Here is a 25,743-nt window from a genome sequence, read left to right on the forward strand (position 1 = left end):
TCAGGAGGATAAAAACATGATTTCAGTAAACGATTTTAAAACAGGATTAACGATTGAGGTTGACAATGGGATCTGGCAAGTTCTTGAGTTCCAACACGTAAAGCCAGGAAAAGGTGCGGCTTTTGTTCGCTCTAAACTACGTAATCTTCGCACAGGTGGTATCCAGGAAAAAACTTTCCGCGGTGGAGAAAAAGTAGCAAAAGCTCATATCGAAAACCGTAAGATGCAATACTTATATGCATCAGGAGATACTCACACGTTCATGGATAACGAATCTTATGAGCAAATTGAACTTCAAGCTTCTCAAATCGAATACGAGTTGAAGTACTTGCTTGAAAACATGACCGTTCATATCATGACATACCAAGGTGAGACGATTGGTGTTGAACTTCCAAACACAGTTGAACTAGTAGTAGCAGAGACTGAGCCTGGTATTAAAGGAGACACAGCTTCTGGTGGAACTAAGCCAGCAACGCTTGAAACAGGCTTGATCGTACAAGTTCCTTTCTTCGTAAACCAAGGGGACAAGCTGATCATCGATACAAGAAATGCAGCTTACGTTTCTCGTGCATAGTCTATAACTTTGAAACCTCATTCCATTGTGGAGTGAGGTTTTTTTATGTGATAAGCAGTTTACAGGTGTGATGTAGTATGCAACGAACTGGATAAAAAGTTTGATCGGGTTGAGGGTATCTGCCATCTGTTAATCGTCGGATCATGTAGACTCGCGGATATATGGCAAAAACTCGTGGAATCAATCACAAAACTCGTGGAATCAAGTCCGAAATTTCTGGAATGTATACAAGTATTTTAAGGAGTTTTATAAAAAATACCCCCCTCTGTATTAGCTGAAACACCGTTTTTAGAGTAAAGGGCTCACTGATTTGGTTCGCTGCATTAAAACAGCAATAATCTGATTGGAATAGCTAAATATCATCAGATAACACTGCCTCTCATTGAAAAGTTTCACTATAAAGAATAAAGAATGGATTCCTCAGTAATATTTACTAACAATCTATCAAAAGCACCCTCTACCTCTACTCCTAATCTTAAGCCTACCTTTATTGGCATAAAGCTTACATGTCTGCCATACGTTTATAGTACTAGCCTCTTAAAGGAGAAATCGGTCATGGAGACGATCTTTAGACTTTTTCCAGATAAACTACAGCATACGCTAAGAAAACTGCCACCATCTGTCCTTCAATCTGTTGAAGAGATCAGGGTTCGAATTGGACAACCGATGGAAATCCTTTGTTCCGGTAAACCGATCTATCCGACTGAGGGCCCAATCACGGCAGAAGAATCACAAGTATTGCTCAACAGGTTAAGTCAGCACTCTCTCTACGCGCTTGAAGAGGAGCTAAAAAGAGGTTATATCACAATCTCAGGCGGTCATCGTGTAGGACTAGCAGGGAAAGTGATCACTGAACATGGATTCGTAAAAGCCATTAAAGATATTAGTTCGTTTAACGTGAGAGTTGCAAGAGAGAAGATTGGAATCGCAGAACCGTTAATTTCATATCTCTACCAAAAAAAATGGCTCAATACTTTGCTGATCGGTCCGCCGCAAACCGGGAAAACCACTTTATTAAGAGATATTGCGAGACTTGTTAGTTGTGGCATTCAGCAAAAAAATATCCCTTCTTTTAAAGTGGGAATTGTAGATGAGCGTTCTGAAATAGCGGGTGCTATAAAAGGTGTTCCTCAGCATACCCTTGGAAGGCGTGTAGATGTTCTTGATGCATGTCCGAAAGCAGAAGGGATGATGATGCTCATCCGTTCGATGAGTCCTCAAGTCATGATCGTTGATGAAATCGGACGAAAAGAAGACGGTGAAGCGATACTAGAAGCGATGCATGCGGGTGTTCAAATGATTTTTACCGCACATGGCAGCTCTATAGAAGATGCGCTGAAACGACCTGTGATGAAACCTTTAGGAGATCTTTCTTTGTTTGAAAGGTATGTAATTTTGAGCCGTGATAAAGGACCGGGAACCATTCAGAGAATCTATGACGGAGCATTAAACGTGATCTACAGATCATCTGGTGGTGCAGCATGATGAGTTGGATCGGTGCGATCGCTATTCTTTCAGCCACAACGATCTTTGGTTTTGAATGGGCAAATCGGGTAAGAGAACGGCCAAAGAAGTTAAGAGAATTAAAAGTAACGCTACAAGCCTTGGAGGCCGAGATCATGTACGGATCTACTCCTCTTCATGAGGCGTTTCTGCATATTGGAAAGCCATTAAAAGAACCATTGTCCACTTTTTTTCTCACCATATCAGACCGTTTAGCAGAAGGCGAGCTATCGGTGCAAGAAGCCTGGGATCTTCAGTTAGCTGTTCTGGCCAAGGAAACCTCTTTTAAGATGGGTGAGATCGAAGTGCTTCGCCAGTTTGGGGCAACGCTTGGCAGGCATGACAAAGAGCATCAGCAGAAGCAGATTCAGTTGACGTTAGCTCACCTTAATCGTGAAGAAAAAGAAGCAAGAGACATACAAGAACGTTATGAAAAAATGTGTAAAAGTCTTGGGGTATTAATGGGACTTTTAATCGTTATTCTCTTAATGTAACAAGGAGGTTTCACAAATGGGATTGGATGTAAACGCAGTGTTTCAGATTGCGGGGCTTGGCATAATCGTTGCGATGCTTCATACCGTTTTAAAGATGATTGGAAAAGAGGACTATGCTCACTGGGTCACTCTTTTAGGTTTTGTTGTTGCCCTTTTTATGGTCATCACTCTTTTAGATGATTTATTTCAGAAGGTAAAAGGCGTCTTTTTGTTTCAGAATTAAGGAGGGGGCCAGATTGGAAATTATCCAAATTGTTGGTTTTGGGCTAGTTGCTGCTTTCTTAGCCTTAGTCCTTAAAGAACAAAAAGCGAATTTTGCTTTTTTGGTCACACTCATGGTTGGAGCAGGAATCTTTTTATTCTTGATCGATAAGATCGGACAAATTCTTACGATGCTTCAACGACTCGCCATAAACGCTAACGTAAACATGGTCTATGTTGAAACGTTATTAAAGATAATAGGCATTGCTTATATTGCTGAGTTTGGAGCACAGATCACACGAGATGCGGGGCAGGGAGCGATAGCATCTAAGATTGAACTAGGTGGCAAGATACTGATTCTCGTGATGGCGATACCTATTCTAACAGTAATTATTGAAACCGTTCTGACGCTTATACCGAAATAAGAAAGCGGGTTATAAAGATGCAGAAAGTGATGGTGCGGACAAGTCTACTTCTACTCATAATCTTTTCCTTCATCCTATTTGGCCCCATAGAATCCGCATCAGCGAGCTCGATCACTTCAAAAATAGTAGATCAACAAGTTTCCTCCATGCAGCTAGATGAAATCAAACAATATTGGGATAGCATCTCCCGTGAATACGGAGGATTCTTGCCAGAAAGCCAAAAAGGAACCTTCCTTGAATTTGTAAAAGGAGAAAAAGATTTTTCTATAAAAGGCTACATGATCGGACTTTTAAAGTTTATGTTTCACGAACTTGCTGTTCACGGAAAACTGCTTGGAACCTTAATTTTGCTCACTGTTTTCAGCATGTTGCTGCAATCCATCCAGAACGCTTTTGATCGATCTGCTATTTCAAAAGTGGCATATGGAATTATTTATATGGTCTTAATCATTTTAGCTTTAAACAGTTTTCATGTTGCGATCTCTTATGCAACAGAAGCGATCGATAACATGTTAAGTTTCATGATTGCACTTATACCCCTTCTTCTTGCCTTGATGGCAACTGTAGGAAGCATTGCTTCAGTCGCCTTTTTTCATCCGGTTATCTTGTTTTTGGTAAATACAAGCGGTCTATTAATAAAGAATTTTGTATTGCCGCTTCTTTTTTTATCTGCACTATTAAGCATCGTTTCTACGATGTCAGAGCATCACAAAGTTACTCAGTTGGCCAAGCTTTTGCGAAATGTGAGCATGGGAGCGCTCGCCTTTTTTTTCACGGTATTCCTTGGTGTCATGAGCGTGCAAGGTGCAACAGCGGCAGTGGCAGATGGCATTACGATCAAGACCGCAAAATTCATCACAGGAAATTTTATTCCGGTTGTCGGACGTATGTTTACAGATGCGACAGATACAGTTATGAGCGCTTCTATCTTACTTAAAAACTCGGTAGGCATAATAGGAGCACTCTTATTGCTACTACTGGCTATCTTTCCTGCCATCAAAGTTTTAATACTAGCTTTTATATATAGCATGGCTGCAGCCCTCCTTCAGCCTTTAGGCGGTGGGCCGATCGTTGAATCATTAGGCATCATCGGTAAGAGTGTCATGTTTATCTTTGCTGCCCTTATGACGGTCTCGATCATGTTCTTTTTAGCGATAACGATTATAATCGCAGCTGGCAACGTTACACTGATGGTCAGATAGGAGGTGAGTCATGGCATTCTTAACCGAATGGATAACCAATATTATCATTCTTGTACTATTGGCTGGAGTCATCGAGCTGTTGTTACCCGGTAATCAATTTCAAAATTATATCAAGATGGTGGTAGGATTGCTCATCCTGCTTGCCATGCTCTCGCCACTGTTCAAACTAATAAATTCAGATCTGGATCAAGTGTTTCTCGCTATGGATCTACCAGCACCTGCGAAAGAAGACGAAATAAAAAATTCAATAGAAGAGAATAAAAGTGAAATACAATCCGCACAACGTGCATATATATTAGAGCAAATGGCTGTCCCAATGAAAAAACAAGTTCAAGAGGAGTTGAAACAGACTTATGAGTTAGAGATAGTCGATCTTCAAATTCAAACGGAAATCGGTAAAGAGCCGTTGGATGCTGAAGATATTAGGGGTGCCAAAGTGGTACTAACAAAGTATCACGATCAAGCAAGAATCTCTGAAGTATCAGAAGTGGATGTAAGTGTTTCTGGTCGAGAGAGAAAAGAATCTCTCGAACCACTGGTTTCAAGCGAAGTTATCCAGTTTCTAGCCGATCAATGGCAGCTGGATGCAGACCAAGTTGATGTACATTTGGAAGGGGGAGAGGAGTTATCCCAATGAAACGTTCATTTTGGGAACAGATAAAAAAACGGCTGCAGCTGAGTGATAAAGCAGGGAATAAACAAAAGTACTTACTTGTCTTACTTCTATTGGGAATTTCTCTTATGTTTATTAGCAAGATGATAGACTCCCCTGCTCAAAAAAGTTCATTAAACGGGCTAGTGCCAGAAACGAAGGTTAAATCCGAGGCGGTTTTTAAACAAGCTAAAGAAGTAACAGACAAAAATATCAAAACGTATGAAGACCTTTATTCTAACGAACTGAAAGATCTATTAGAACAGATGCAAGGAGTTGGCAAAGTTTCCGTCATGGTAGAACTTTCCACAACTGAGAGGAAAGAGTTCGTTACAGATGATAGCACACAGAGCCAGACTACATCGGAAAATGATAAAAATGGCGGTAAGAGAACGATAGAAGATCAAAAGATAGATGAAAAAGTAGTAATTATCTCAAATGACGGCAGAGAAGAGCCGATCATTGTCACAACAGAAAAACCAAAGATAAAAGGTGTGGCTATATTGGCGCAAGGTGCAGAGAACATCCAGACAAAGTCTATGATCATAGAGCTCGTTAAAAAAGTTTTTGATATAGGTAGTGACCAAATTTTTGTAGGACCAAAAAATCCTGAGGGGGAATAAACAAATGTTATTGAAAAAACAAACTGTTTGGCTTCTGACTATGCTTAGCTTAATCATTGTGTTGTCTGTGTATTATATTACAGCACCTGGTGGAACGGATGATCTTGCTTATTTGGAGGCAGGAAAGAAGTCTGGTAAAGAAGCGACTGTGTCAGGTGTTGCAAACGACGATGTGTTTACTGCCCTTCGCCTAGAGCGAGATGAAGTTCGTGATGAGATGAGTGCTGATTATGTAGCCGTTGCCGGTTCTGAGGACGCTTCAGCTGAGGTTCAAGCTGATGCTTGGGCAAAGATGACAGAGCTTCAGTCACTTACTATGCAAGAATCAACAGTAGAAACATTGATCAAATCGATGGGATTCAATGATGCTTTAGTGAGCACGATGAACAATGAGATCAAAGTGATCGTAAAAGCTGATAAACTATCGAAAAAAGAAGTTGTTGAGATTATGAATGTTGCAAACGAACACCTTGGTAGCGGGAAAACAGTAGCGGTTGAATATCATGCGTCCAAATAAATAAGCGTAAAAGAGTAGGAAAGCCGGAAATTCCGGCTTTTTTCTTTTTGAGGTTTCATGATATATTGGATAGAAACTTATAGCATCATTCAAGTTTGCATTTCTTTTTGAGGGGAAATGATAGAAAAAAGTGAAGAGTAACCGTAAACGCTTACAATGTAAGGTGTAATCGTGTACTATTAACTTGAAAAATGATTCTAATGTATCCACGAAAAAAGAAATGTGGTATATTACATGTGTTAAGACCTAGTCACAATAGAAGGTGCTAAATAAAAAAATCTAAACTGGATAGGATTGTTAAAAGGAGTAGAGATCATGCTAAAAATACAAGAAATTCGTGAATTGATTAAACTTATTGACAAATCAAGCATCAATGAATTCAAATACGAAAATGATGGTTCTAAGATTGTTCTTAAAAAGGACAGTGGATCAGTAGTTTCTTATGGAGCAGAAGAAGTTGTTTCTCAGCCCGTAGTCACTCAAGCGCCACCTGTAAAAGAACAGGCTCCAGCAGCTGAAACAGTTAAGGAAAATACAGAAGTTAAACAAGAAACAAAACAGGCAGACGAAGATGCTAACTTACATAAGGTAGTTTCTCCTATGGTAGGAACGTTCTATTCTGCTTCATCTCCAGATGTAGAAGCCTTTGTTAAGCCGGGAGATAAAGTTTCAAAAGATAGCATCGTTTGTATTATCGAAGCGATGAAATTATTCAATGAGATTGAATCTGAAGTGAATGGTGAAATCGTAAAAGTACTAGTTGAGAACGGACAATTAGTAGAATACGGACAACCTCTGTTCCTTGTGAAAGCAGAATAGGAGGGTATGTCTATGATTAAAAAGCTATTAGTAGCAAACCGTGGTGAGATTGCTGTAAGGATTATTCGCGCATGCAAAGAACTTGGTGTTGAAACAGTAGCCGTTTATTCAGAAGCCGATAAAGATGCCTTGCATGTCCGTTTGGCAGATGAGGCTTATTGTATCGGACCGACTGCTTCAAAAGATAGTTATCTGAACTTTACTAACATAATGAGCGTTGCGACACTAACTGGCTCAGAAGCCATTCATCCTGGATATGGATTCTTGGCAGAGAACGCTGACTTTGCAGAACTATGCAGAGAATGCAATGTAACGTTTGTTGGTCCGAGTGCTGAAGCGATCAACAAGATGGGTATTAAGGATGTTGCGAGAGCAACGATGGCGGATGCCGGAGTTCCTATCGTACCGGGTTCTGACGGGATTATTAGGGACAAAGAAGAAGCCATTGAACTCAGCAATAAAATTGGGTATCCTGTAATTATTAAAGCAACAGCAGGCGGTGGGGGTAAGGGGATCCGCGTAGCTAAGAATGAAACGGAACTTTTAAAAGGCATTGCGATCACTCAGCAAGAAGCAGCAACTGCTTTTGGTAACCCAGGTGTGTATATTGAAAAATACATTGAAGATTTCCGACATGTTGAGATACAGGTGCTTGCAGATAACCATGGGAATGTTATTCACTTGGGAGAAAGAGACTGCAGTATCCAAAGACGTCTTCAAAAGCTTTTAGAGGAGACACCATCTCCAGCTATTTCCCCATCTAAACGCCAAGAGATGGGTGATGCAGCAGTAAAAGCAGCTGAAGCCGTTCAATATTCTGGCGCTGGTACAGTAGAATTTATCTTTGATCATAATACAGGTGACTTCTATTTCATGGAGATGAATACTAGAATCCAAGTAGAACATCCTGTAACTGAGATGGTAACGGGAATTGATCTAATCAAGGAACAGATCAAAGTAGCTTCAGGTGAGAGATTGCGATACAAACAAGAAGATATCGAGTTTGATGGCTGGTCGATCGAATGCAGAATTAATGCAGAGAATCCTGAGAAAAACTTTATGCCTTCTGCTGGAAAGATTGAAATGTACCTTCCACCAGGCGGTTTAGGTGTTCGAATTGATTCTGCTGTTTACCCTGGCTATACGATTCCACCATTTTATGATTCTATGATTGCTAAAGTTATAACTTACGGAAATACTAGACAAGAAGCAATCGACCGTATGAAGCGTGCACTAAGCGAGTTTGTTATCGAAGGAATTCATACGACCATTCCGTTCCACCTGCGTCTGTTAAACCATGAGACTTTTGTGAATGGTGACTTTAATACAAAGTTTTTAGAAAATCATGATTTAACTTCAAAAAGCGAATAAGTACGGAGGTGTTTAAGTGATGAACGAACTATCATTTGAAATGGAAAGTTACTCATCAGAATTAGGAAAAGTGGAGATCTCACCTGAGGTTATCGAAGTTATTGCAAGTATTGCAGCTTCAGATGTTGAAGGTGTCGCTTCCATGAGAGGCAGCTTTGCAAGTGGTGTAGTAGAGCGACTTGGAAAGAAAACGCATGGCAAAGGCGTTAAAGTAGAACTTTCAGAAGCAGGTATTTCTATTGATGTATACGTATCAATGAAATATGGAGTTGCGATTCCAGATGTAGCTCAAAAAATTCAAGATTATATCAGACAAGCGCTTCTAGACATGACAGCACTAGAAGCAACGGATATCAACGTATTCGTAGTTGGTGTTCAATTTGATTCAAAAGAAAAACAGAATGAAGCACCAGAAGTAGATTATTAAAAAGATCAAAGGGTGAGGTTCTACTTGCCCTTTGGTCTTTTTTCTTGTTGTTTATTACGAGTGAATAGTTTGATGAAGTTGAGTTAACTCGTTGATGTTATGGGGCGGGGTATTAGTAGCGCAATTTTAATCGAGTATGTCGACTCGCAGCTATATGGGGAAATCTCGCCGAATTATTGTTCAAACTCGCCGGATTTAGCCCGGAATTGCTAGAATTATCTCTTCAAATTACTGAATAAACAGCTTAGATACCCCACTTGGTATTGAGTGGGAATCTTTTTATCTTTTTCTTCTTTGACTGTTGATTGGAGTGGAAGATGCGAGACTCTAGGCTAGGACAGGCGGGCAGGTGAGACACTAATACGGAAACGTACAAATGTGGCTCACCGTCTGCCCCGCGGAAAGCGAGCATCTGGAAAGGAAATCAACTCCCTTCAAAGCAACAATGAATTATAATACATCAGTATTTACTTTTTTAACTATTTGACCCTTAACAGATTGAAAAAAACTGAATGTTCGGAAGGGTTAGTAAGTCCATTGTTCGGATTGTAACGAGTCCTAACATTATGGTATTATGCTAGATAGAAATTGTTCGCAAATAGAAAGGAAGTCGGATTATGAAACGCAGACTTGCCAGAGAAAAGGCATTTCAATCGCTTTTTCAAATTGAAGTAAGTGACATCTCAGCTAGTGAAGCTATGGAGCATGTTTTAGAAGGAGAGCCATCAGACGAATTCTTAACACAGATGGTTCATGGTACGGTTGAAAAGAAAGAAGAAATCGAGCGTTTTCTTACGCCTTATTTAGAAAAATGGAGCTTTTCAAGACTAGCAAATGTGGAACGTGTCGTTCTTCAGATGGCAGCTTACGAATGGCTGTTCATGGAAGAGGTTCCTAAGAACGTAACTTTGAATGAAGCGATCGAAACAGCAAAAATCTTTGGCGGTGAAGAAGCAGGACGTTTCGTAAACGGAGTCCTAGGAAAAATAATCAAAGATATTAACAATAACTAATTAAATAAATCAAACAACTACTTTTGAGGGGGACTTTAGAATGGCTGTGTTAGACGGAAAACAGATTGCGAGAGAGATCAGAGAGAAACTTGCAAAAGAGATCCAAGACCTTAAACAAGACGGAATTGTTCCAGGTTTAGCTGTTATTCTAGTAGGCGATCACCCAGCGTCTCGTTCATATGTACTAGCAAAAGAAAGAACGTGTAAAGAGCTCGGTATGCATTCCGTATTGACTGAGCTTCCCGAAACTATTTCTGAGAATGAATTATTGCAATACATTCAAGCGTTTAACAATGACGAACAAATTGATGGGATTCTCGTACAACTTCCCCTTCCTTCACATATAAGTGAATCAAAAGTAATTGAGGCGATTCTGCCTGAAAAAGATGTAGACGGGTTTCATCCGATTAATATCGGAAGAATGCATGCAGGAGACGAGCAAGCATTCATACCTTGTACTCCTCTTGGAATTTTAGAGATGGTCAAACAAACCGGTGAAGATATTTCAGGCAAACATGTTGTGGTTGTAGGAAGAAGCAACCTTGTTGGAAAGCCAGCTGGGCAGCTTTTCTTGCAAGAAAACGCAACGGTAACGTTTTGTCACTCTAGAACAAAAAATCTTCGTGAACAAACATTACAAGCCGATATTTTAATTGCGGCGGTAGGAAAACCGAACCTTATTACAGAAGATATGGTTAAAGCAGGTACGGTTGTCATTGATGTAGGTGTTAATCGTAAGGAGAACGGAAAGCTTTGTGGGGATGTGGACTATGAGGCTATTAAGCCTAAAGCGAAACATATCACTCCTGTTCCGGGAGGCGTCGGTCCTATGACGATCACGATGTTAATGAACAATACGGTTCTTGCTTCAAAATGGAGAAAGAAGCTAAAGGAAGTACATTAATGCAGAACAACAATCGGTATGTTCCAATATCGGCTGTAACCCGGTATATTAAGAGGCTATTTGAAAATGACGGTAACTTACAAGATGTTTGGGTTAAAGGTGAGCTATCCAATGTTAAGCTCCATAGCAGGGGACATTTGTATTTTACGTTGAAAGATGCAAACAGCAGAGTTTCTGCGGTCATGTTTGCAGGAAACAACAGACATTTAAACTTTAAACCTGAAGAAGGAATGAATGTATTAATTCAAGGTTCATTCTCTGTATACGAACCTCAAGGACAATACCAGCTGTATGTCAGAACGATGCAGCAAGACGGTGTTGGTAACTTGTTTCTAGCGTATGAGAACCTTAAGAATACGTTAGAACAACAAGGGCTTTTTGATCCAATGCATAAAAAGCCGCTGCCTAAATTCCCTTCGACGATAGGCGTGATCACTTCACCAACAGGAGCTGCGGTGAGGGATATCGTGACTACTATAAAACGAAGATTTCCACTTGCTTCTGTTACTGTATATCCAGTTCTTGTTCAAGGTCCAGGCGCTGCTCCATCCATCGTTCGGGCGATTGAACGAGCGAATGCTTTGAATGAATCAGATGTCCTAATCGTAGGACGTGGTGGAGGCTCGATCGAAGAGCTATGGGCGTTTAATGAAGAAAGTGTAGCAAGAGCGATCTTTCAATCACATCTGCCGATCATTTCTGCTGTGGGGCATGAAACAGATTTTACGATTGCAGACTTTGTAGCTGATCTAAGAGCACCAACACCAACAGCTGCGGCTGAGATGGCTGTGCCTCATCTAGATGAATTGAAAGATAGATTATTTCAAAGAAATGTTCGTCTGAAAAGAGTGATGAATGAGTTTGTTGCCGGTCATCAACAGCATCTATCACGCCTTCAAAAATCGTACGCTTTTAAATACCCTACGCAATTGATAAAACAAAAAGAGCAAGAACTCGATAGGTGTATGGATCAATTGAAACGTACAGTTGGAAGCTTTGTTGATCAGCATCAGAATCATCTCTCACAGGTTAAACGTCAGCTTTTTTTGTTTTCACCAAGTGGTCAGCTTCAGAAGGCAAACGAAAGAGTTGTTTCTCTGCATAAGACATTGCTAAAAGAAACAAATCGTCACGTAAGGCAGCACCAGAGGGATTTTTCAAACAAGATTTCTAGGCTCTCTTCCCTTAATCCTCTAGCTGTAATGGATAGAGGGTACAGCTTAACTTATAAACAAGGAAAAGACGAATTGGTTAAGTCCGTATCACAGGTAAAGGCTGGAGATGCACTAACGATAAAGTTAAAAGATGGACAGATTGATTGTCACATCACTGGAACGGAGGCGTCTTTTACGAATGACTGAAAAAAGAAGCAAACTCACATTTGAAGAAGCAATGATACAGCTTGAAGAAATCGTTGAAAAGCTTGAACAGGGAGATGTTCCTTTAGAAGAAAGTATCGATCTGTATCAACAAGGGATGAAGCTCTCAAAATTATGTCATACGAAATTACAGAATGTTGAGAAGAAGATGGATACGATTCTGCATGAAGACGGAAAAGAAGAACCATTCGCGATTCAGGAGGAAGATCATTGATAGCGTTTGAACAATATCTTCGAGATAAAAAATCATTGGTTGAAGAACAGATGGTTGAATACTTAAACAAGCTAGATGCTCCAGAAACATTAAAAAAATCGATGCTATATTCCATTTCTGCAGGTGGAAAGCGAATACGTCCGATCCTAGCTCTTGCCGTTATGGAATCTTTTGAAAAGAATACAGCAGAAATAGAGGATGTTGTTTGTTCCATTGAATTTATTCACACGTATTCTTTAATTCATGATGACCTTCCTTCTATGGACAATGATGATTATAGAAGAGGAAAACTCACGAACCATAAAGTCTTTGGTGAGGCTCAAGCGATTTTAGCAGGAGATGCTTTATTAACCGAGAGCTTTAACTTGATTACAAACAACTCTTCTTTAACATCTGACCAAAAAGTTCAAATGATCGCAGTTTTATCAAAAGCTGCTGGAGCAACAGGTATGGTCGGCGGTCAAGTAGAAGACATAGAGGGAGAGAACAGAGACCTCACGTTATCGGAGTTAGAAAGCATTCATGAAAAGAAGACAGGTAAAATGCTCGAATGTTCAGTAATCATGGGTGGAATTGCAGCGGGAGCTTCTAATGAAGAACTAATGCACCTGACAAACTATGCACGACATATCGGAATTGCTTTTCAGATTCAAGATGACATCCTTGATGTAACAGGTAATCAAGAAGAAATAGGTAAACCCGTTGGAAGTGATGAGGCTAATTTAAAAACTACTTATCCTAAGATTCTTGGACTTATTGGTGCAAAGAAAGAAATGGAAAATCATATACATATTTCTTTGGAACATTTAAACAAAATCAACGGAAATACAGGCATATTAGCGTCCATCGCTGACTACATTATAAAAAGAAACCACTAAGAGATTGTTGCAAAATTGGAAGTATGATATGATATTATTTGCTTTGGAGTGGTGCAGTATTCTAGTCAGCCCCCCATTCCTGAAGGCGGGCCTAAAAATCCGCCAAAGGGCACATCGATGAAGTTCCTTGCATTGGCTTGAGGCGCCCAGCCTTGGGTCATCGCTGGGAGTTAAGGTTGAAGGGCGATCCACAATGGCATGTGGGCGAGGACCCTTCTTCCGCGGAGGCCCCCATATTTGCGGTTTGTGTTCAAAAGACCTTACTGCGAAATGGGGTTTGAACCTGCTTAGCTTTTTTTCTTGTTCACAGGAAAAGAAGGCGAGCAGCGTAGCCTGCCTTGAGTGGAGCTTGAGGGGATTATGGTGTGAAAAGCCTGTATCGGTTGGCCGCTGATTATGAGCTTTATACCATATGAAATCTTCTCTGCAAAAGAGGCTAGGGAATGTGCGCGAGGCTGTTGAGGAAAACTCCTAGACTGTTCTGCCCTGACACCTTTTAGGGATTATAGTGCGGACTAAGTGGTAATCTAGTCTAACGTTTGGTGACAGCGTTAAGAAGAGAGTAAAGGGAAACCGCGAATATGGCGACATTTCGTACTCTTCTGGGAAAACCTACTGGACCTAAGCCGCAGTCTTTACTTAATAAGGTGACCACTCCCTATTACATAAAGTGACCAAAAAGTGAGGAGTTATGCATGAAGCATTCCTTTTCTAAAACACTCAAATGGAGTACAAGCATTGCCGTTATCACTCTTGTGTTAGCGGCTATTTTTACAGTTATATCCTCTTTCATGTTAAATGGAGTTTCGTGGGCGTTAGGGATGGGAATCGTCTTTCTAATCGTATTAACCGGGGTTCTTTTTGATATAGTAGGGGTAGCATCCACAGCTGCGAAAGAAGTTCCGTTTCACGCGATGGCTTCTGAGAAGGTTCCTGGAGCAAGACATGCTATAATCATTACAAGAAACGCAGATCGTGTAGCGAATTTTTGTAACGATGTTATCGGTGATATCTCTGGAATCGTTAGCGGAACAGCATCTGCTGCAGTTGTAGTAGAACTTACACTCTCTATGGGGAATAGGTCTGGATCGAACTCTGAGTATTTGATCTCGATCGTCTTCACGAGTGTAGTGGCTGCACTCACGGTAGGAGGTAAAGCGTTAGGAAAGTCATATGCGATCAACCACTCAACCTTTATTATTTTTCAGGTTGGGCGTTTATTATATTTTTTAGAGGAAAAATTAAGAATTAAACTGCTATCGCCTGCTAAAAGAGAGAAGAAAAGGCGCTAATGGAAAGAGAGGCATATTCCATGAACCTGGAAGAAATTCAAGATCCTCAGTTTTTAAAAACGTACGAAACTGAACAATTAAATAAATTAGCGGCTGAAATCCGTTCTTTTCTAATTGAAAAACTTTCAGTTAGAGGAGGCCACCTTGGTCCTAACCTTGGAGTAGTAGAACTTACACTTGCTATGCACAAAGTATTTGACAGTCCTAAAGACAAGTTTATTTGGGATGTAGGTCATCAAGCTTATGTACACAAAATCCTTACGGGAAGAGCATCTCAGTTTGATACACTACGTCAGTATAAGGGTCTCTGTGGTTTTCCTAAAAGGATTGAAAGCGAACATGATGTGTGGGAAACAGGACACAGTTCTACATCACTTTCTGCCGCTATGGGAATGGCGATCGCTAGAGATCTTAAGAAAACAGATGATAAAGTTCTTGCGGTCATTGGTGATGGTGCTCTAACAGGCGGAATGGCTTTAGAAGCGCTGAACCATATCGGTCATGAAAAGAAAGACTTAATCGTAGTACTAAACGACAACGAGATGTCTATCGCGCCAAATGTAGGGGCTCTTCACAACGTTTTAGGACGCATGAGAACAGCTAGAAAATACAATAAAGCAAAAGATGAGCTAGAATCATTGATCCGTAAGATACCTGCGTTTGGCGGGAAACTGGCTGCCACAGCCGAACGTGTAAAGGATAGCTTGAAGTATCTGTTAGTATCAGGCATGTTTTTTGAGGAATTAGGCTACACCTATTTAGGACCAGTAGATGGTCATGATGTAGATGACCTGATCGAGAATCTAACATATGCCAAAAAGACTGAAGGTCCAGTAATCATCCATGTTCTTACGAAAAAAGGAAAAGGGTATGAGCCGGCTGAAAGTGATAAAAAGGATAGCTGGCATGGTGTAGGCCCTTATAAGATTGAATCAGGTGAGCAGATCAAACCGCAGCAGATTGGACCATCTTACAGCGGTGTGGTCAGTAAAACACTTGAGACGCTCTCGCATAAAGATGATCGAATCGCAGTGATAACGCCTGCGATGACCATTGGCTCAAAGCTCACTGATTACGGAAAAGCGTTTCCTGATCGTTTGTTTGACGTTGGTATTGCAGAACAGCATGCAACAACTATGGCAGCTGGGCTTGCGACGCAGAATATGAAGCCGGTCCTATCGATCTATTCTACGTTCTTGCAGCGAGGTTACGACCAAGTTGTTCATGATGTAGCGAGACAGAATTTGAATGTTGTTTTCACAATAGACAGATCTGGTCTAGTTGGTGCTGATGGAGAAACGCACCAAGGTGTATTTGATATTGCTTTCTTGCGTCATATTCCAAATATGGTATTAATGATGGGGAAAGATGAAAATGAGCTTCAGCATATGGTTTACTCTGCTCTTAAATATGAAGATGGTCCGATTGCGATCAGATTCCCTAGAGGTAACGGTTCAGGAGTACCGATGGATGAAGAGTTTGAAAATATCCCGATTGGTTCATGGGAAGTGCTGAAAGATGGAGACGATGTTGCGATTCTTACGTTTGGAACGACGATTCCAATGGCACTTGAAGCTTGGGAGATCCTGGCGAAATCAGGTGTGTCAGCGCGTGTGATCAACGCTCGTTTTATCAAACCGCTTGACTCAAAAATGCTAAAAGAACTTTATGCGGAAAATATGCCTATTCTGACGCTGGAAGAAGCTGTCCTTCAAGGTGGATTCGGAAGTGCGGTATTAGAGCATGCATCTGATAATCAGGCAAGTGTTATCATCGATCGCATGGGTATACCAGACTGCTTTATCGAGCATGGCAGCGTAACGAAACTGTTAGAGGAGATCGGTATTACAACACCTGATCTTGTTGAGCGTGTGAAAGCACTTGTTAAAAGAAAGGCAGAAAAGGGTCTTCTTACATGAAAAAAGAACGGGTAGATGTACTGCTTGTCAATCGAGGACTTTGTGAAACACGAGAGAAAGCCAAACGATCAGTTATGGCAGGTCTTGTGTATTCAGGAACGAACCGGATGGATAAGCCAGGAGAAAAGATAGAACAAGATGCGCCTCTTCAAGTTAAAGGAGATGTCATTCCTTATGTAGGAAGAGGCGGACTTAAGCTTGAAAAAGCACTTCAGATCTTTGATTTTGATGTTAAAGAAAAGATTGGGATGGATATTGGAGCTTCAACAGGCGGTTTTACTGATTGTGCACTTCAAAATGGCGCATCTTATATTTATGCGATCGATGTTGGCTACAACCAACTCGCTTGGAAATTAAGAAATGATTCTAGAGTAGCTGTGATGGAAAGAACAAACTTTAGGTATGTAACCCCTGATCAGCTTCAACAGGGCATTCCTCACTTTGCAACGATAGACGTTTCGTTCATTTCTCTTCGAATCATACTTCCTGTGCTTACTCAGCTTATGCCAACTGGAGATGTGATCGCTTTGATCAAGCCACAGTTTGAAGCAGGGCGTGAAGAAGTCGGGAAAAAGGGAATCGTCAGAGATTCGAAAGTTCATAAACGTGTGATAGAAGAGATTACTGACTTTGCCCGCAAAACAGGGATTAATCCAGTTGCATTGTCCTTTTCACCTATTACTGGTGGGGATGGCAACATTGAGTTTTTAATGCATGGAAAAGTGAACAATGAGGACTTTCGAACAATAACTTCAGAAGATATTGAAGAAGTTGTTAAGTCTGCTCATGAAACATTGAAGAAAGAGCGGGAATAAATTTCTCGCTCTTTTTTTATTCTATTAATGAAAAATTTACATCCTATGCACAATAGTATAAGATAAAGGCAGAATGTGACAGTGTAAATTGAGGTGGAATCACGAGTGAATAAAGGACAACGACATATTAAAATACGTGAAATGATCAGCAACCATGATATTGAGACACAAGACGATTTAGTGGAACTGCTCAAGAAAGCAAACTTTAATGTAACGCAAGCAACTGTCTCGCGTGATATTAAAGAACTGCATCTTGTGAAAGTGCCGATGAACGACGGTCGCTATAAATACAGTCTTCCGGCTGACCAAAGGTTCAACCCACTGCAAAAATTAAAAAGAACGCTGACTGACAGCTTTATCAGTATTGATTACGCAGACCATCTAATCATTATGAAGACACTTCCGGGTAACGCAAATGCAATTGGTGCGTTAATTGATAAGCTAGATTGGGAAGATTTAATGGGAACGATCTGTGGCGATGATACAATCTTAATTATTTGTCGTTCTAAAGAAGTTAGTTCAGATGTTTCGCAGCGCTTTTTAGATATGCTGTAATTTTTAAAATAAGGTGTGATGTAATTGCTGGCAGAATTAAGTATTCGTAATTTTGCTATTATTGATTCTTTGAGTGTTTCTTTTAAAAAAGGATTAACCGTATTAACAGGTGAAACAGGTGCAGGAAAATCCATCATCATTGATGCGATCGGACTTTTGATCGGCGGCCGCGGTTCTACAGAGTTTGTGCGTTATGGCACTCAAAAAGCTGAGATAGAAGGCTTGTTCCATATTCATCCAGGTCATCGTGTGTATGATAAATGTGAGGAATTTGGGATTGCGATTTCGGATGAAGATGAGATGGTTGTGCTTAAAAGGGATATAACGGAGAGCGGAAAAAGCATTTGCAGAGTAAACGGAAAGCTTGTTACACTGTCTGTTCTTAAAGAGATCGGACAGGCATTAGTAGATATTCATGGACAGCATGAAACGCAATATTTAATGCAGCCTGATAAACATCTTTTTTTACTCGATAGTTTTGGTGACAAGGATTTTAAAAAAGAATTAACTGCCTATGAAGCAACATTTAAGGACTATAAAGAAATCAATAAACAGCTTTCTGAGCTTTCTCGGAATGAACAAGAGATCGCACAAAGAATAGATCTCCTCGAATATCAATATCAAGAAATTGCAGGTAGCAATCTCATTCCTGATGAGGATGTTAAGCTAGAAGAAGAAAAACGTATGCTTTCGAATTTCGAAAGAATTCATGGCTCTCTTCAGGATGCATACCATAATCTTTATGGTGAAGGTAAGGCACTGGAGTTAGTCTCAAGTGCGCTAGCTGATTTCTCGCAAGTCGCAGCACTTGATGAATCATTAAAAGCTGACGAAGAGCAATTTGGCAACAGCTTCTATGTCCTTGAGGAGCTTACATATAAGATTCGGGATATGTTTGATTCATTAGAATACAATCCGGAAAGGCTCAACAGCATTGAGTCGCGTCTCGATGAATTGAGTAAGCTTAAACGAAAATATGGTTCTTCTGTAAAAGAAATGATCCATTATAGTGAAAAGATTAAAAAAGAGTTAGAACTTATTCAAAATAAAGATAATCATATCGAAGAACTCAAAAAGAAGCAGGATAAGCTTATTGCTAAACTTGAGATCTCAGGGAAGAAGCTCACTAAAAAAAGAGCAGAGACAGCAAAAGTTTTAAAAAACAGCATTCAGCAACAGCTAAAAGAACTTTATATGGAAAAAACCAAGTTCGAAGTCGTGATGAAGCGAATTGAGGATAATCAATTTTTGAGAACAGGACTGGATGCTGTAGAATTTTATATCTCTCCGAATCCTGGCGAGCCGCTTAAACCGTTATCTAAAGTGGCGTCTGGCGGAGAACTTTCTAGGATCATACTAGCACTCAAAACCATTTTTTCAGAAAATCAAGGAATTACCGCTATTATATTTGATGAAGTAGATACTGGAGTTTCTGGGCGAGTGGCTCAAGCGATAGCGGAAAAGATTTACAGAGTTTCTGTTGGTTCGCAAGTGCTTTGTATTTCTCACCTTCCACAAGTTGCTGCAATGTCTGATACGCATCTCCACATCTCTAAAGATACATTGCAAGGTAGAACCGTCACAAAGGTTCTTACCTTAAAAACGGATGAAAAAGTAAATGAAATAGGCAGAATGATCTCAGGTGTTGAGATTACAGATCTTACAAGGCAGCATGCTCAGGAATTGTTAGAGCTTGCAGCTTCCATCAAAAAGACATCATAAACTTTATTCATGAAAAAGCTATCCATTTAAGGAATAGCTTTTTCTTTTTTCTTGGTTATAAACTCAAGGTCCGTAGGCTAAATTAAAGGTACAGCCATGGTGAGGGTGTGAGCTTGGAGCGAGGAGAGTGTATGATGTATAAGGATTTACTTCGGCGAATGATCGGCGTTATTCTCCTTGGAAGTTTAGTGGGAATCGGTTTTTTGTCTCCTGTGCGTGAGTATGTAGCACTGCCGGAATCGATTACCTTTTTTGAAGGACAGCATGTCATGCAAGCCCTTCCTGTTGGAACAAACATGAAGCAGGAAGAAACAAGTGTTTATACGACTGCAATGAAAAGAGAACATAAAGTTTCGATACAAGCCAAAACAAACGGTGATAGCATGGCAACTCTCGAAGCAGCAAGTTTTCCTATAAAAAAGATGAATGTAAAAGTTTTGTCTGATCTTAAGGTTGTGCCTGGTGGACAATCAATAGGAGTTAAGTTAAATACTCTCGGGGTATTGATTGTTGGGCATCATCTCGTAAATACAACAGCAGGAAAACAATCTCCAGGTGAAATAGCCGATATTCAAGTAGGAGATATTATTACCAAAATCAACGGAAAAAATATTAAAAAAATGGGAGATGTAAGCCCATTTGTTAAACAATCAGGGGAAACGCGAAATCCTTTAGATGTAACCATCATTCGAGATGGTAAGACGTTTCATAAGACACTTACTCCTCTGCAGGACAAGAATGACCAGTCCTATCGTATAGGACTATACATTCGAGATTCAGCAGCCGGTGTGGGTACACTAACGTTTTTTGATCCTGCGTCATTTAAGTATGGTGCACTCGGTCACGTGATTTCAGATATGGATACGAAAAAACCTATAAAGGTAAACAACGGAGAAATCCTTGGTTCTACCGTTACTTCCATTGAAAAAGGGTCGAATGGTCACCCAGGAGAAAAGCTAGCGCGTTTTTCCAATGACCAAAGAGTTTTAGGGGATATATCTAAAAACAGCCCATTTGGGATTTTTGGAAAATTAAATGATAAATTATCGAATGGGGACTGGAATAAACCGTTGCCAATCGCCCTTTCACATCAAGTAAAAGAAGGTCCGGCGAAGATACTTACTGTTGTTAACGGTTCAAAGGTACGAGAATTTGACGTTGATGTAGTAAGTTCTGTTCCGCAAAAATTTCCTGCTACAAAAGGAATGGTCATTAAGATTACAGATCCTGAACTTTTGAAGATTACAGGTGGGATCGTTCAAGGAATGAGTGGCAGTCCAATCATTCAGAATGGAAGAATTATTGGAGCAGTCACCCATGTGTTTGTAAATGATCCAACATCAGGTTACGGTGTTCATATCGAGTGGATGCTTGATGAAGCCGGAGTCAATATCTATAAAGAAACAAAACAGGCGAGTTAACTCGAAACCGGTAGAATTTTTTACCGGTTTTTTTTATTTTTATCTGGATTGTAAGTTCATCCAGTATTCTTTCAAAACGAGTTGAAGCAGAATGCTACTTACTAAGACTGAGCCGAGTGGGCAGGTGTGGCATTAAAGGCTCCTAGCGCCGGCAGGCCGCCTCGGTGAACCTGTAACCTGAACCTGAAATCCTCGCCTACTACTTTCATTAGGTTTGAGCATAGTGCTTTTTACTTTTAGATAATTTAGACAATCCTATGAAAATTTTGTATAATGAGGGATATAAAGAAAATTCGACAAATATACTTGTGGAAAATACAATAACTGTCGAAATTCAAAGTAAATTGAAGATAACAGCTATATCTGCTACAAAAACAAAATAATTTTAAAAAATTTAAAACAAAATAAAGGGATTTAAGATTTATTGTTGAAATATTACATTGGGAAAAACAAGAAATTGTTGGATGGGGAGGAAATAATGGTGCAAAAAATTAAAGTTTGTCTAGCTGATGATAACCGTGAACTGATTAGTCTTTTGAGGGAGTATCTTTCAAGTCAAGATGATATGGAGGTAATCGGGGTAGCGTATAACGGTCAAGAATGTTTGTCCGTTTTAGAGAATAAAGATCCTGATGTTTTAGTTCTAGATATTATCATGCCTCATCTAGATGGATTAGCAGTGCTTGAGAAGATCAGAGCTAGCGATGATCTGCCTCAGCCGAATGTTATCATGTTAACGGCGTTTGGTCAGGAAGATGTTACGAAAAAAGCCGTAGACTTAGGTGCTTCATACTTTATCTTAAAACCATTCGATATGGACAATCTAGCGAGTCAGATCCGTCAGATCTGTGGAGCAGAAAAGACAACTGTACAGCGTGCGTCCGGAAATAATCGAAACAACTTCCAATCAACAATCAACAATAAACCACGCAATTTGGATGCGAGTATCACTAGTATCATTCATGAAATCGGAGTTCCTGCTCATATTAAGGGATACATGTACTTAAGAGAAGCGATCTCAATGGTATACAATGACATTGAATTATTAGGATCGATCACAAAGGTTCTATATCCAGATATCGCAAAAAAATTCAATACAACATCAAGCCGTGTTGAACGTGCTATACGCCATGCGATCGAAGTAGCATGGAGTCGTGGAAACATCGATAGCATTTCATCCTTGTTCGGCTACACAGTATCCATGTCAAAAGCGAAGCCTACAAATTCAGAGTTCATCGCGATGGTCGCTGATAAGCTTCGTATCGAACATAAGGTAATGGCATAAGTACTTATTTATAAAAATAACCATCTCTCAAGGTTGAGAGATGGTTATTTTTTTCTGTATTTTAACTGAACTTTATTTCTTTTACGGTCTCTGTAAAAGATGAATCCACCTACAAAAGTTAAGCCAGCTAAGAAGCTTAACAAACCAGCGATAAATTGTAGCCATAAGAATGGAAACGGAAACTGCAAAACTCCAAATAAAGTGTCTCTCATCCATTTGATGCCCATCACGGCCATGATTCCAGGAATTAATACGATTACCAAAGCTGCATATCTGCTCATGAAGAATTCACTCCTCTACTTGTCTTATTGTACATAAAGTTAAAATTATTGTCGATGCAAAATAAGTTTGCAAACCCTTTCATAGTGAGCTATGATAAACTTGTGAAAAATATTGCATGTTATAATAAAAAGGTGGGCTAATTGTTGCAAAGGATCGTATTGCTGGCAGCGCAAGAAGAATTTGATTTGGTTCAACAGATCAATCGATCTGAAATTTTTGAACTTGCAGCTATTTTGCAAGGACCTCTTCAATCGTTGCCGACCAGATTGGATAACATCCCGGTATTTACATATACTTCAGCACCGAATGAAGAGATTGACGTAATTGTTTATTCGGCTTCTCTTAAAGAAAGCGCAGATTGGTTATATGAGAATAAGTATCCTACGTCAGGAAAATTGACTACATCTCAATTTCGATTTCTGTTATCAAGTCCTAACGAAACAAAAAATATAAAAGACATCGGGCACTTGCAACAGCTTAAAACGATATTAGACAATACACACGATGGCATGATCGTTATTGATCAAGATTTAACGATTACTATATTTAACAAAAGTGCTGAAAAAATGACAGGTTTATCGAAAGAGCAAGCTGTAGGAAAATCAATACTAGAAGTAATGCCGAACAGCCAGCTTCCGCGAGTTATGGACTCAGGCATAGAAGAAGTAAATCAAGAACAAATTTTAGCTAATGGTACGAAAATATATACAACACGAACACCTATCTTAAATCATGAAGGTCGAAAGCTTGGTGCTTTTGCCGTCTTTAAAGATATTACAGAAATCGTTGACTTGGCAGAAGAAGTAACGAATTTAAAAAGCATACAGACGATGTTAAGGGCTATCATCCATTCTTCGGAAGAAGCTATATCTGTTGTCGACGAAGAAGGAAAAGGCATTATGATCAATCCTGCTTACACGAAGCTCACAGGTTACACTGCAGAGCAAGTGATCGGGAAACCTGCAACAACTGATATTTCTGAAGGTGAAAGTATTCATATGCAAGTTCTTAAGACACGCAAGCCTGTGAGAGGTGCTCGTTTAAGAGTAGGACCGAACCGAAAAGATGTGATTGTTAACGTTGCACCTGTTATTGTGGATGGTCTACTAAAAGGCAGTGTAGGAGTAATTCATGATGTTTCAGAAATTAAAGGACTTACAGAAGAACTGAACAGGGCGAGACAAATCATTCGAACACTTGAAGCGAAATATTCGTTCGAAGATATCATTGGTACATCAGAAGAGATGAGTTTTGCGATCGATCAGGCTAAGCTTGCAGCTTCTACACCAGCGACCGTTCTTCTTCGTGGGGAATCTGGAACAGGAAAAGAGCTTTTTGCTCATGCGATACATAATGCAAGCAGCAGAAAGTTTAATAAGTTTATACGTGTCAACTGTGCAGCGCTATCAGAATCTTTGTTAGAAAGCGAACTGTTTGGTTACGAAGAAGGTGCTTTTTCGGGTGCATTAAGAGGCGGAAAAAGGGGACTCTTTGAAGAATCGAATGGTGGAAGTATCTTTTTAGATGAAGTGGGAGAGTTGTCGCAGAACACACAAGCAAAACTTTTGCGCGTACTGCAAGAAAATGAAATCAGACGTGTAGGTGGGACAAAAGCGATTCCGATCAATGTGCGTGTCATCGCAGCAACCAATGTTAACCTTGAAAAAATGATCGCTGATGGCACGTTCAGGCAGGATTTGTACTACAGATTGAACAGAATGCCAATCTATATTCCACCATTAAGAGCAAGAAACAATGATATATTGCTTTTAGCTTATCACCTTCTTCAGAAGTTAAATCAAGACTATGGAAGAAACATTGATTTTATCAGCAAGGATGCTGAAGACTTTTTACTAGCGTATCATTGGCCGGGAAATGTTAGAGAGCTTGAAAACGTATTAGGCAGAGCGATCATTCATATGAGCCATACGGATTCACAGATCAACCGTAGTCATATTTCTTTATTATCTTTAGAACCATCGAATAAAGAGGACGTCCATCTGCAAATTATGACCGATACGACTGATGATGAGAAGACTTTAGCTGAACAAATCGATGCGTTTGAAAAACAGATTTTAACAGAAGCTATAGAGAGGTTTCGTGGCAACAAGACGAAGACGGCTAAATCACTGGGTATCTCACTTAGGAATTTTTATTATAAATTAGAAAAATATAATCTTGATGAAAAACTACGCAAATAATTTCACGCAAAATATTGCAATGTATTTGCAGTTTATTGCATAGTTAATACGTGATAACTACATTTTAACTTCATTTAAAAGTTGGCATGAAAATTGCATAGTTAATAAAGCGGTCAACAAGGGGGGATAGCATGCGTTTACAAAACTTGGTGAGCCAAGCCAAAAATCAACAAGAGAAACCAGTCATCGCAGTGGCAGAAGCTGGGGATCAGGAGGTTTTGGAAAGCATACTGAAATCATATAAAGAAGGGCTCGCCCATTTTATTCTGTTTGGAAACGGTAACAAAATTTCTGATTGGTTAGAAAGAAATGCGGATGTTCCGTTGGATGGAATAAAAGTTGTAGCTACAGATACATCTTCGGCTGCTTTAAATGCGGTTAAAGCTGTTCATGATGGAGACGCTGATATTTTGATGAAAGGGCTTATCTCAACTTCTGCTCTTTTAAAAGCAGTCTTAAATAAAGAATTTGGTCTTCGTACAGGCAAAGTATTATCACATGTTGCGGCATTCGAAGTAGAAGGATTTGAAAAATTGATCTTTATTACAGATGCTGCCATGAACATAGAGCCTGATCTTAATCAAAAAGTACAGATTCTACAAAATGCTATCGATCTTGCGGCTCGCACTGGTGTGAAAGTTCCTAAAGCGGCTGTGCTTGCAGCTGTTGAGAACGTTAATCCTGCTATGCAAGCCACCTTGGATGCAGCGAGTCTTACTGTTATGAATCTTCGAGGGCAAATTACAGGCGGTATCGTTGAAGGTCCTTTGGCTTTAGATAATGCAATTTCGAAGGAAGCTGCAGCTCACAAAGGAATTACAGGGAGTGTGGCAGGTGATGCAGACATCCTTCTCGTTCCAAATATCGAAACGGGAAATGCACTGTATAAATCGCTGATCTATTTTGCTCGGGCGAAAGTTGGAGCTGTGATCTGTGGTGCTAAAGCGCCGATCGTTTTAACATCTAGAGCTGATTCAGCAGAAAGTAAATATTATTCAATCGCTTTAGCTGTAAACTCAGTCATCACTGATAATTAAATCTTAGGAGGAAAACAC

27 protein-coding genes are annotated in these 25,743 nt (G+C 39.9%); 26 read left to right on the top strand and 1 reads right to left on the bottom strand.

Going from position 1 to position 25,743, the window contains the following annotated elements; all coding sequences use genetic code 11:
• Nucleotides 1-16 precede the first annotated feature (16 nt).
• The 24 genes from efp (at nucleotide 17) to spo0A (ending at nucleotide 22,205) form a co-directional block, all read left to right on the top strand.
• Entirely contained in the window at nucleotides 17-574 is a 558-nt protein-coding gene (gene efp / locus IHV11_RS05050; protein WP_066396040.1) for an elongation factor P, read from the top strand.
• A gap of 555 nt (nucleotides 575-1,129) precedes the next feature.
• Nucleotides 1,130-2,059 carry a stage III sporulation protein AA gene (gene spoIIIAA, locus IHV11_RS05055; protein WP_197193874.1) on the top strand — a complete coding sequence of 310 codons (930 nt, stop codon included), beginning with the start codon at nucleotides 1,130-1,132 and terminating at the stop codon, nucleotides 2,057-2,059.
• Nucleotides 2,059-2,571, top strand: a complete 513-nt coding sequence (spoIIIAB, locus tag IHV11_RS05060; protein WP_197194918.1) for a stage III sporulation protein SpoIIIAB — start codon at nucleotides 2,059-2,061, stop codon at nucleotides 2,569-2,571. Before spoIIIAA ends, spoIIIAB begins: the two co-directional genes overlap by 1 nt.
• A 16-nt stretch (nucleotides 2,572-2,587) precedes the next feature.
• Entirely contained in the window at nucleotides 2,588-2,794 is a 207-nt protein-coding gene (gene spoIIIAC, locus IHV11_RS05065; protein ID WP_066290831.1) for a stage III sporulation protein AC, read from the top strand.
• Nucleotides 2,795-2,807: 13 nt separating this feature from the next.
• Complete coding sequence (spoIIIAD, locus tag IHV11_RS05070) at nucleotides 2,808-3,197, top strand: stage III sporulation protein AD (RefSeq protein ID WP_066396033.1); 390 nt, start codon at nucleotides 2,808-2,810, stop codon at nucleotides 3,195-3,197.
• A 17-nt stretch (nucleotides 3,198-3,214) separates the two neighbouring features.
• The gene (gene spoIIIAE, locus IHV11_RS05075; protein ID WP_197193875.1) at nucleotides 3,215-4,399 is read left to right on the top strand and encodes a stage III sporulation protein AE; all 1,185 of its coding nucleotides are present in this window, start codon (nucleotides 3,215-3,217) and stop codon (nucleotides 4,397-4,399) included.
• A 10-nt stretch (nucleotides 4,400-4,409) separates the two neighbouring features.
• The gene (spoIIIAF, locus tag IHV11_RS05080) at nucleotides 4,410-5,036 is read left to right on the top strand and encodes a stage III sporulation protein AF (protein WP_197193876.1); all 627 of its coding nucleotides are present in this window, start codon (nucleotides 4,410-4,412) and stop codon (nucleotides 5,034-5,036) included.
• Nucleotides 5,033-5,674: a stage III sporulation protein AG gene (spoIIIAG, locus tag IHV11_RS05085; RefSeq protein WP_191753865.1), complete on the top strand. Its 642-nt coding sequence runs from the start codon at nucleotides 5,033-5,035 to the stop codon at nucleotides 5,672-5,674. The genes spoIIIAF and spoIIIAG overlap by 4 nt, the downstream gene beginning before the upstream one ends.
• 4 nt (nucleotides 5,675-5,678) lie before the next feature.
• Complete coding sequence (locus IHV11_RS05090) at nucleotides 5,679-6,191, top strand: SpoIIIAH-like family protein (RefSeq protein WP_191753866.1); 513 nt, start codon at nucleotides 5,679-5,681, stop codon at nucleotides 6,189-6,191.
• Between the two features lie 315 nt (nucleotides 6,192-6,506).
• Nucleotides 6,507-7,010, top strand: coding sequence for an acetyl-CoA carboxylase biotin carboxyl carrier protein (accB, locus tag IHV11_RS05095; protein ID WP_191753867.1), 504 nt, complete (start codon nucleotides 6,507-6,509; stop codon nucleotides 7,008-7,010).
• A gap of 12 nt (nucleotides 7,011-7,022) precedes the next feature.
• Nucleotides 7,023-8,381 (top strand): acetyl-CoA carboxylase biotin carboxylase subunit, encoded by a 1,359-nt coding sequence (accC, locus tag IHV11_RS05100; RefSeq protein WP_191753868.1) that lies wholly within the window; start codon nucleotides 7,023-7,025, stop codon nucleotides 8,379-8,381.
• A gap of 19 nt (nucleotides 8,382-8,400) precedes the next feature.
• Nucleotides 8,401-8,808 carry an Asp23/Gls24 family envelope stress response protein gene (locus IHV11_RS05105; RefSeq protein ID WP_137788933.1) on the top strand — a complete coding sequence of 136 codons (408 nt, stop codon included), beginning with the start codon at nucleotides 8,401-8,403 and terminating at the stop codon, nucleotides 8,806-8,808.
• A gap of 617 nt (nucleotides 8,809-9,425) precedes the next feature.
• On the top strand, nucleotides 9,426-9,821 hold the full coding sequence (gene nusB, locus IHV11_RS05110; RefSeq protein ID WP_197130985.1) for a transcription antitermination factor NusB: 396 nt from the start codon (nucleotides 9,426-9,428) through the stop codon (nucleotides 9,819-9,821).
• Between the two features lie 40 nt (nucleotides 9,822-9,861).
• Nucleotides 9,862-10,725 (top strand): bifunctional methylenetetrahydrofolate dehydrogenase/methenyltetrahydrofolate cyclohydrolase FolD, encoded by an 864-nt coding sequence (gene folD, locus IHV11_RS05115; protein WP_197193877.1) that lies wholly within the window; start codon nucleotides 9,862-9,864, stop codon nucleotides 10,723-10,725.
• Nucleotides 10,725-12,086 (top strand): exodeoxyribonuclease VII large subunit, encoded by a 1,362-nt coding sequence (gene xseA, locus IHV11_RS05120; protein WP_197193878.1) that lies wholly within the window; start codon nucleotides 10,725-10,727, stop codon nucleotides 12,084-12,086. The genes folD and xseA overlap by 1 nt, the downstream gene beginning before the upstream one ends.
• Nucleotides 12,079-12,318, top strand: a complete 240-nt coding sequence (locus IHV11_RS05125; RefSeq protein ID WP_197193879.1) for an exodeoxyribonuclease VII small subunit — start codon at nucleotides 12,079-12,081, stop codon at nucleotides 12,316-12,318. Before xseA ends, IHV11_RS05125 begins: the two co-directional genes overlap by 8 nt.
• Nucleotides 12,315-13,196: a polyprenyl synthetase family protein gene (locus IHV11_RS05130; RefSeq protein WP_370568627.1), complete on the top strand. Its 882-nt coding sequence runs from the start codon at nucleotides 12,315-12,317 to the stop codon at nucleotides 13,194-13,196. The genes IHV11_RS05125 and IHV11_RS05130 overlap by 4 nt, the downstream gene beginning before the upstream one ends.
• A 695-nt stretch (nucleotides 13,197-13,891) precedes the next feature.
• Nucleotides 13,892-14,488: a hypothetical protein gene (locus IHV11_RS05135; RefSeq protein WP_137788937.1), complete on the top strand. Its 597-nt coding sequence runs from the start codon at nucleotides 13,892-13,894 to the stop codon at nucleotides 14,486-14,488.
• A gap of 20 nt (nucleotides 14,489-14,508) precedes the next feature.
• Nucleotides 14,509-16,407 (top strand): 1-deoxy-D-xylulose-5-phosphate synthase, encoded by a 1,899-nt coding sequence (dxs, locus tag IHV11_RS05140; RefSeq protein ID WP_197130972.1) that lies wholly within the window; start codon nucleotides 14,509-14,511, stop codon nucleotides 16,405-16,407.
• Nucleotides 16,404-17,222, top strand: coding sequence for a TlyA family RNA methyltransferase (locus IHV11_RS05145; RefSeq protein ID WP_197193880.1), 819 nt, complete (start codon nucleotides 16,404-16,406; stop codon nucleotides 17,220-17,222). The genes dxs and IHV11_RS05145 overlap by 4 nt, the downstream gene beginning before the upstream one ends.
• A gap of 105 nt (nucleotides 17,223-17,327) precedes the next feature.
• On the top strand, nucleotides 17,328-17,777 hold the full coding sequence (ahrC, locus tag IHV11_RS05150) for a transcriptional regulator AhrC/ArgR (RefSeq protein WP_144699169.1): 450 nt from the start codon (nucleotides 17,328-17,330) through the stop codon (nucleotides 17,775-17,777).
• Between the two features lie 24 nt (nucleotides 17,778-17,801).
• Nucleotides 17,802-19,499, top strand: coding sequence for a DNA repair protein RecN (gene recN / locus IHV11_RS05155; protein ID WP_197193881.1), 1,698 nt, complete (start codon nucleotides 17,802-17,804; stop codon nucleotides 19,497-19,499).
• A gap of 134 nt (nucleotides 19,500-19,633) precedes the next feature.
• The gene (gene spoIVB / locus IHV11_RS05160) at nucleotides 19,634-20,920 is read left to right on the top strand and encodes a SpoIVB peptidase (RefSeq protein WP_197191797.1); all 1,287 of its coding nucleotides are present in this window, start codon (nucleotides 19,634-19,636) and stop codon (nucleotides 20,918-20,920) included.
• 481 nt (nucleotides 20,921-21,401) lie between these two features.
• Nucleotides 21,402-22,205, top strand: coding sequence for a sporulation transcription factor Spo0A (spo0A, locus tag IHV11_RS05165; RefSeq protein WP_197131204.1), 804 nt, complete (start codon nucleotides 21,402-21,404; stop codon nucleotides 22,203-22,205).
• 44 nt (nucleotides 22,206-22,249) lie between these two features.
• On the opposite strand, the gene IHV11_RS05170 is transcribed toward spo0A, so the two are convergent.
• Nucleotides 22,250-22,486, bottom strand: a complete 237-nt coding sequence (locus tag IHV11_RS05170; protein WP_197130963.1) for a DUF2627 domain-containing protein — start codon at nucleotides 22,484-22,486, stop codon at nucleotides 22,250-22,252.
• Nucleotides 22,487-22,630: 144 nt separating this feature from the next.
• Between IHV11_RS05170 and IHV11_RS05175 the strand changes: the two genes are divergently transcribed.
• Nucleotides 22,631-24,688 carry a sigma-54 interaction domain-containing protein gene (locus IHV11_RS05175; RefSeq protein ID WP_231620192.1) on the top strand — a complete coding sequence of 686 codons (2,058 nt, stop codon included), beginning with the start codon at nucleotides 22,631-22,633 and terminating at the stop codon, nucleotides 24,686-24,688.
• Nucleotides 24,689-24,819: 131 nt separating this feature from the next.
• Nucleotides 24,820-25,725: a phosphate butyryltransferase gene (gene yqiS, locus IHV11_RS05180; RefSeq protein WP_197193883.1), complete on the top strand. Its 906-nt coding sequence runs from the start codon at nucleotides 24,820-24,822 to the stop codon at nucleotides 25,723-25,725.
• Nucleotides 25,726-25,743: the final 18 nt, after the last annotated feature.

The sequence above is a fragment of the Fictibacillus sp. 26RED30 genome (genome assembly GCF_015903845.1).
Taxonomy (GTDB): Bacteria; Bacillota; Bacilli; order Bacillales; family Fictibacillaceae; genus Fictibacillus; species Fictibacillus phosphorivorans.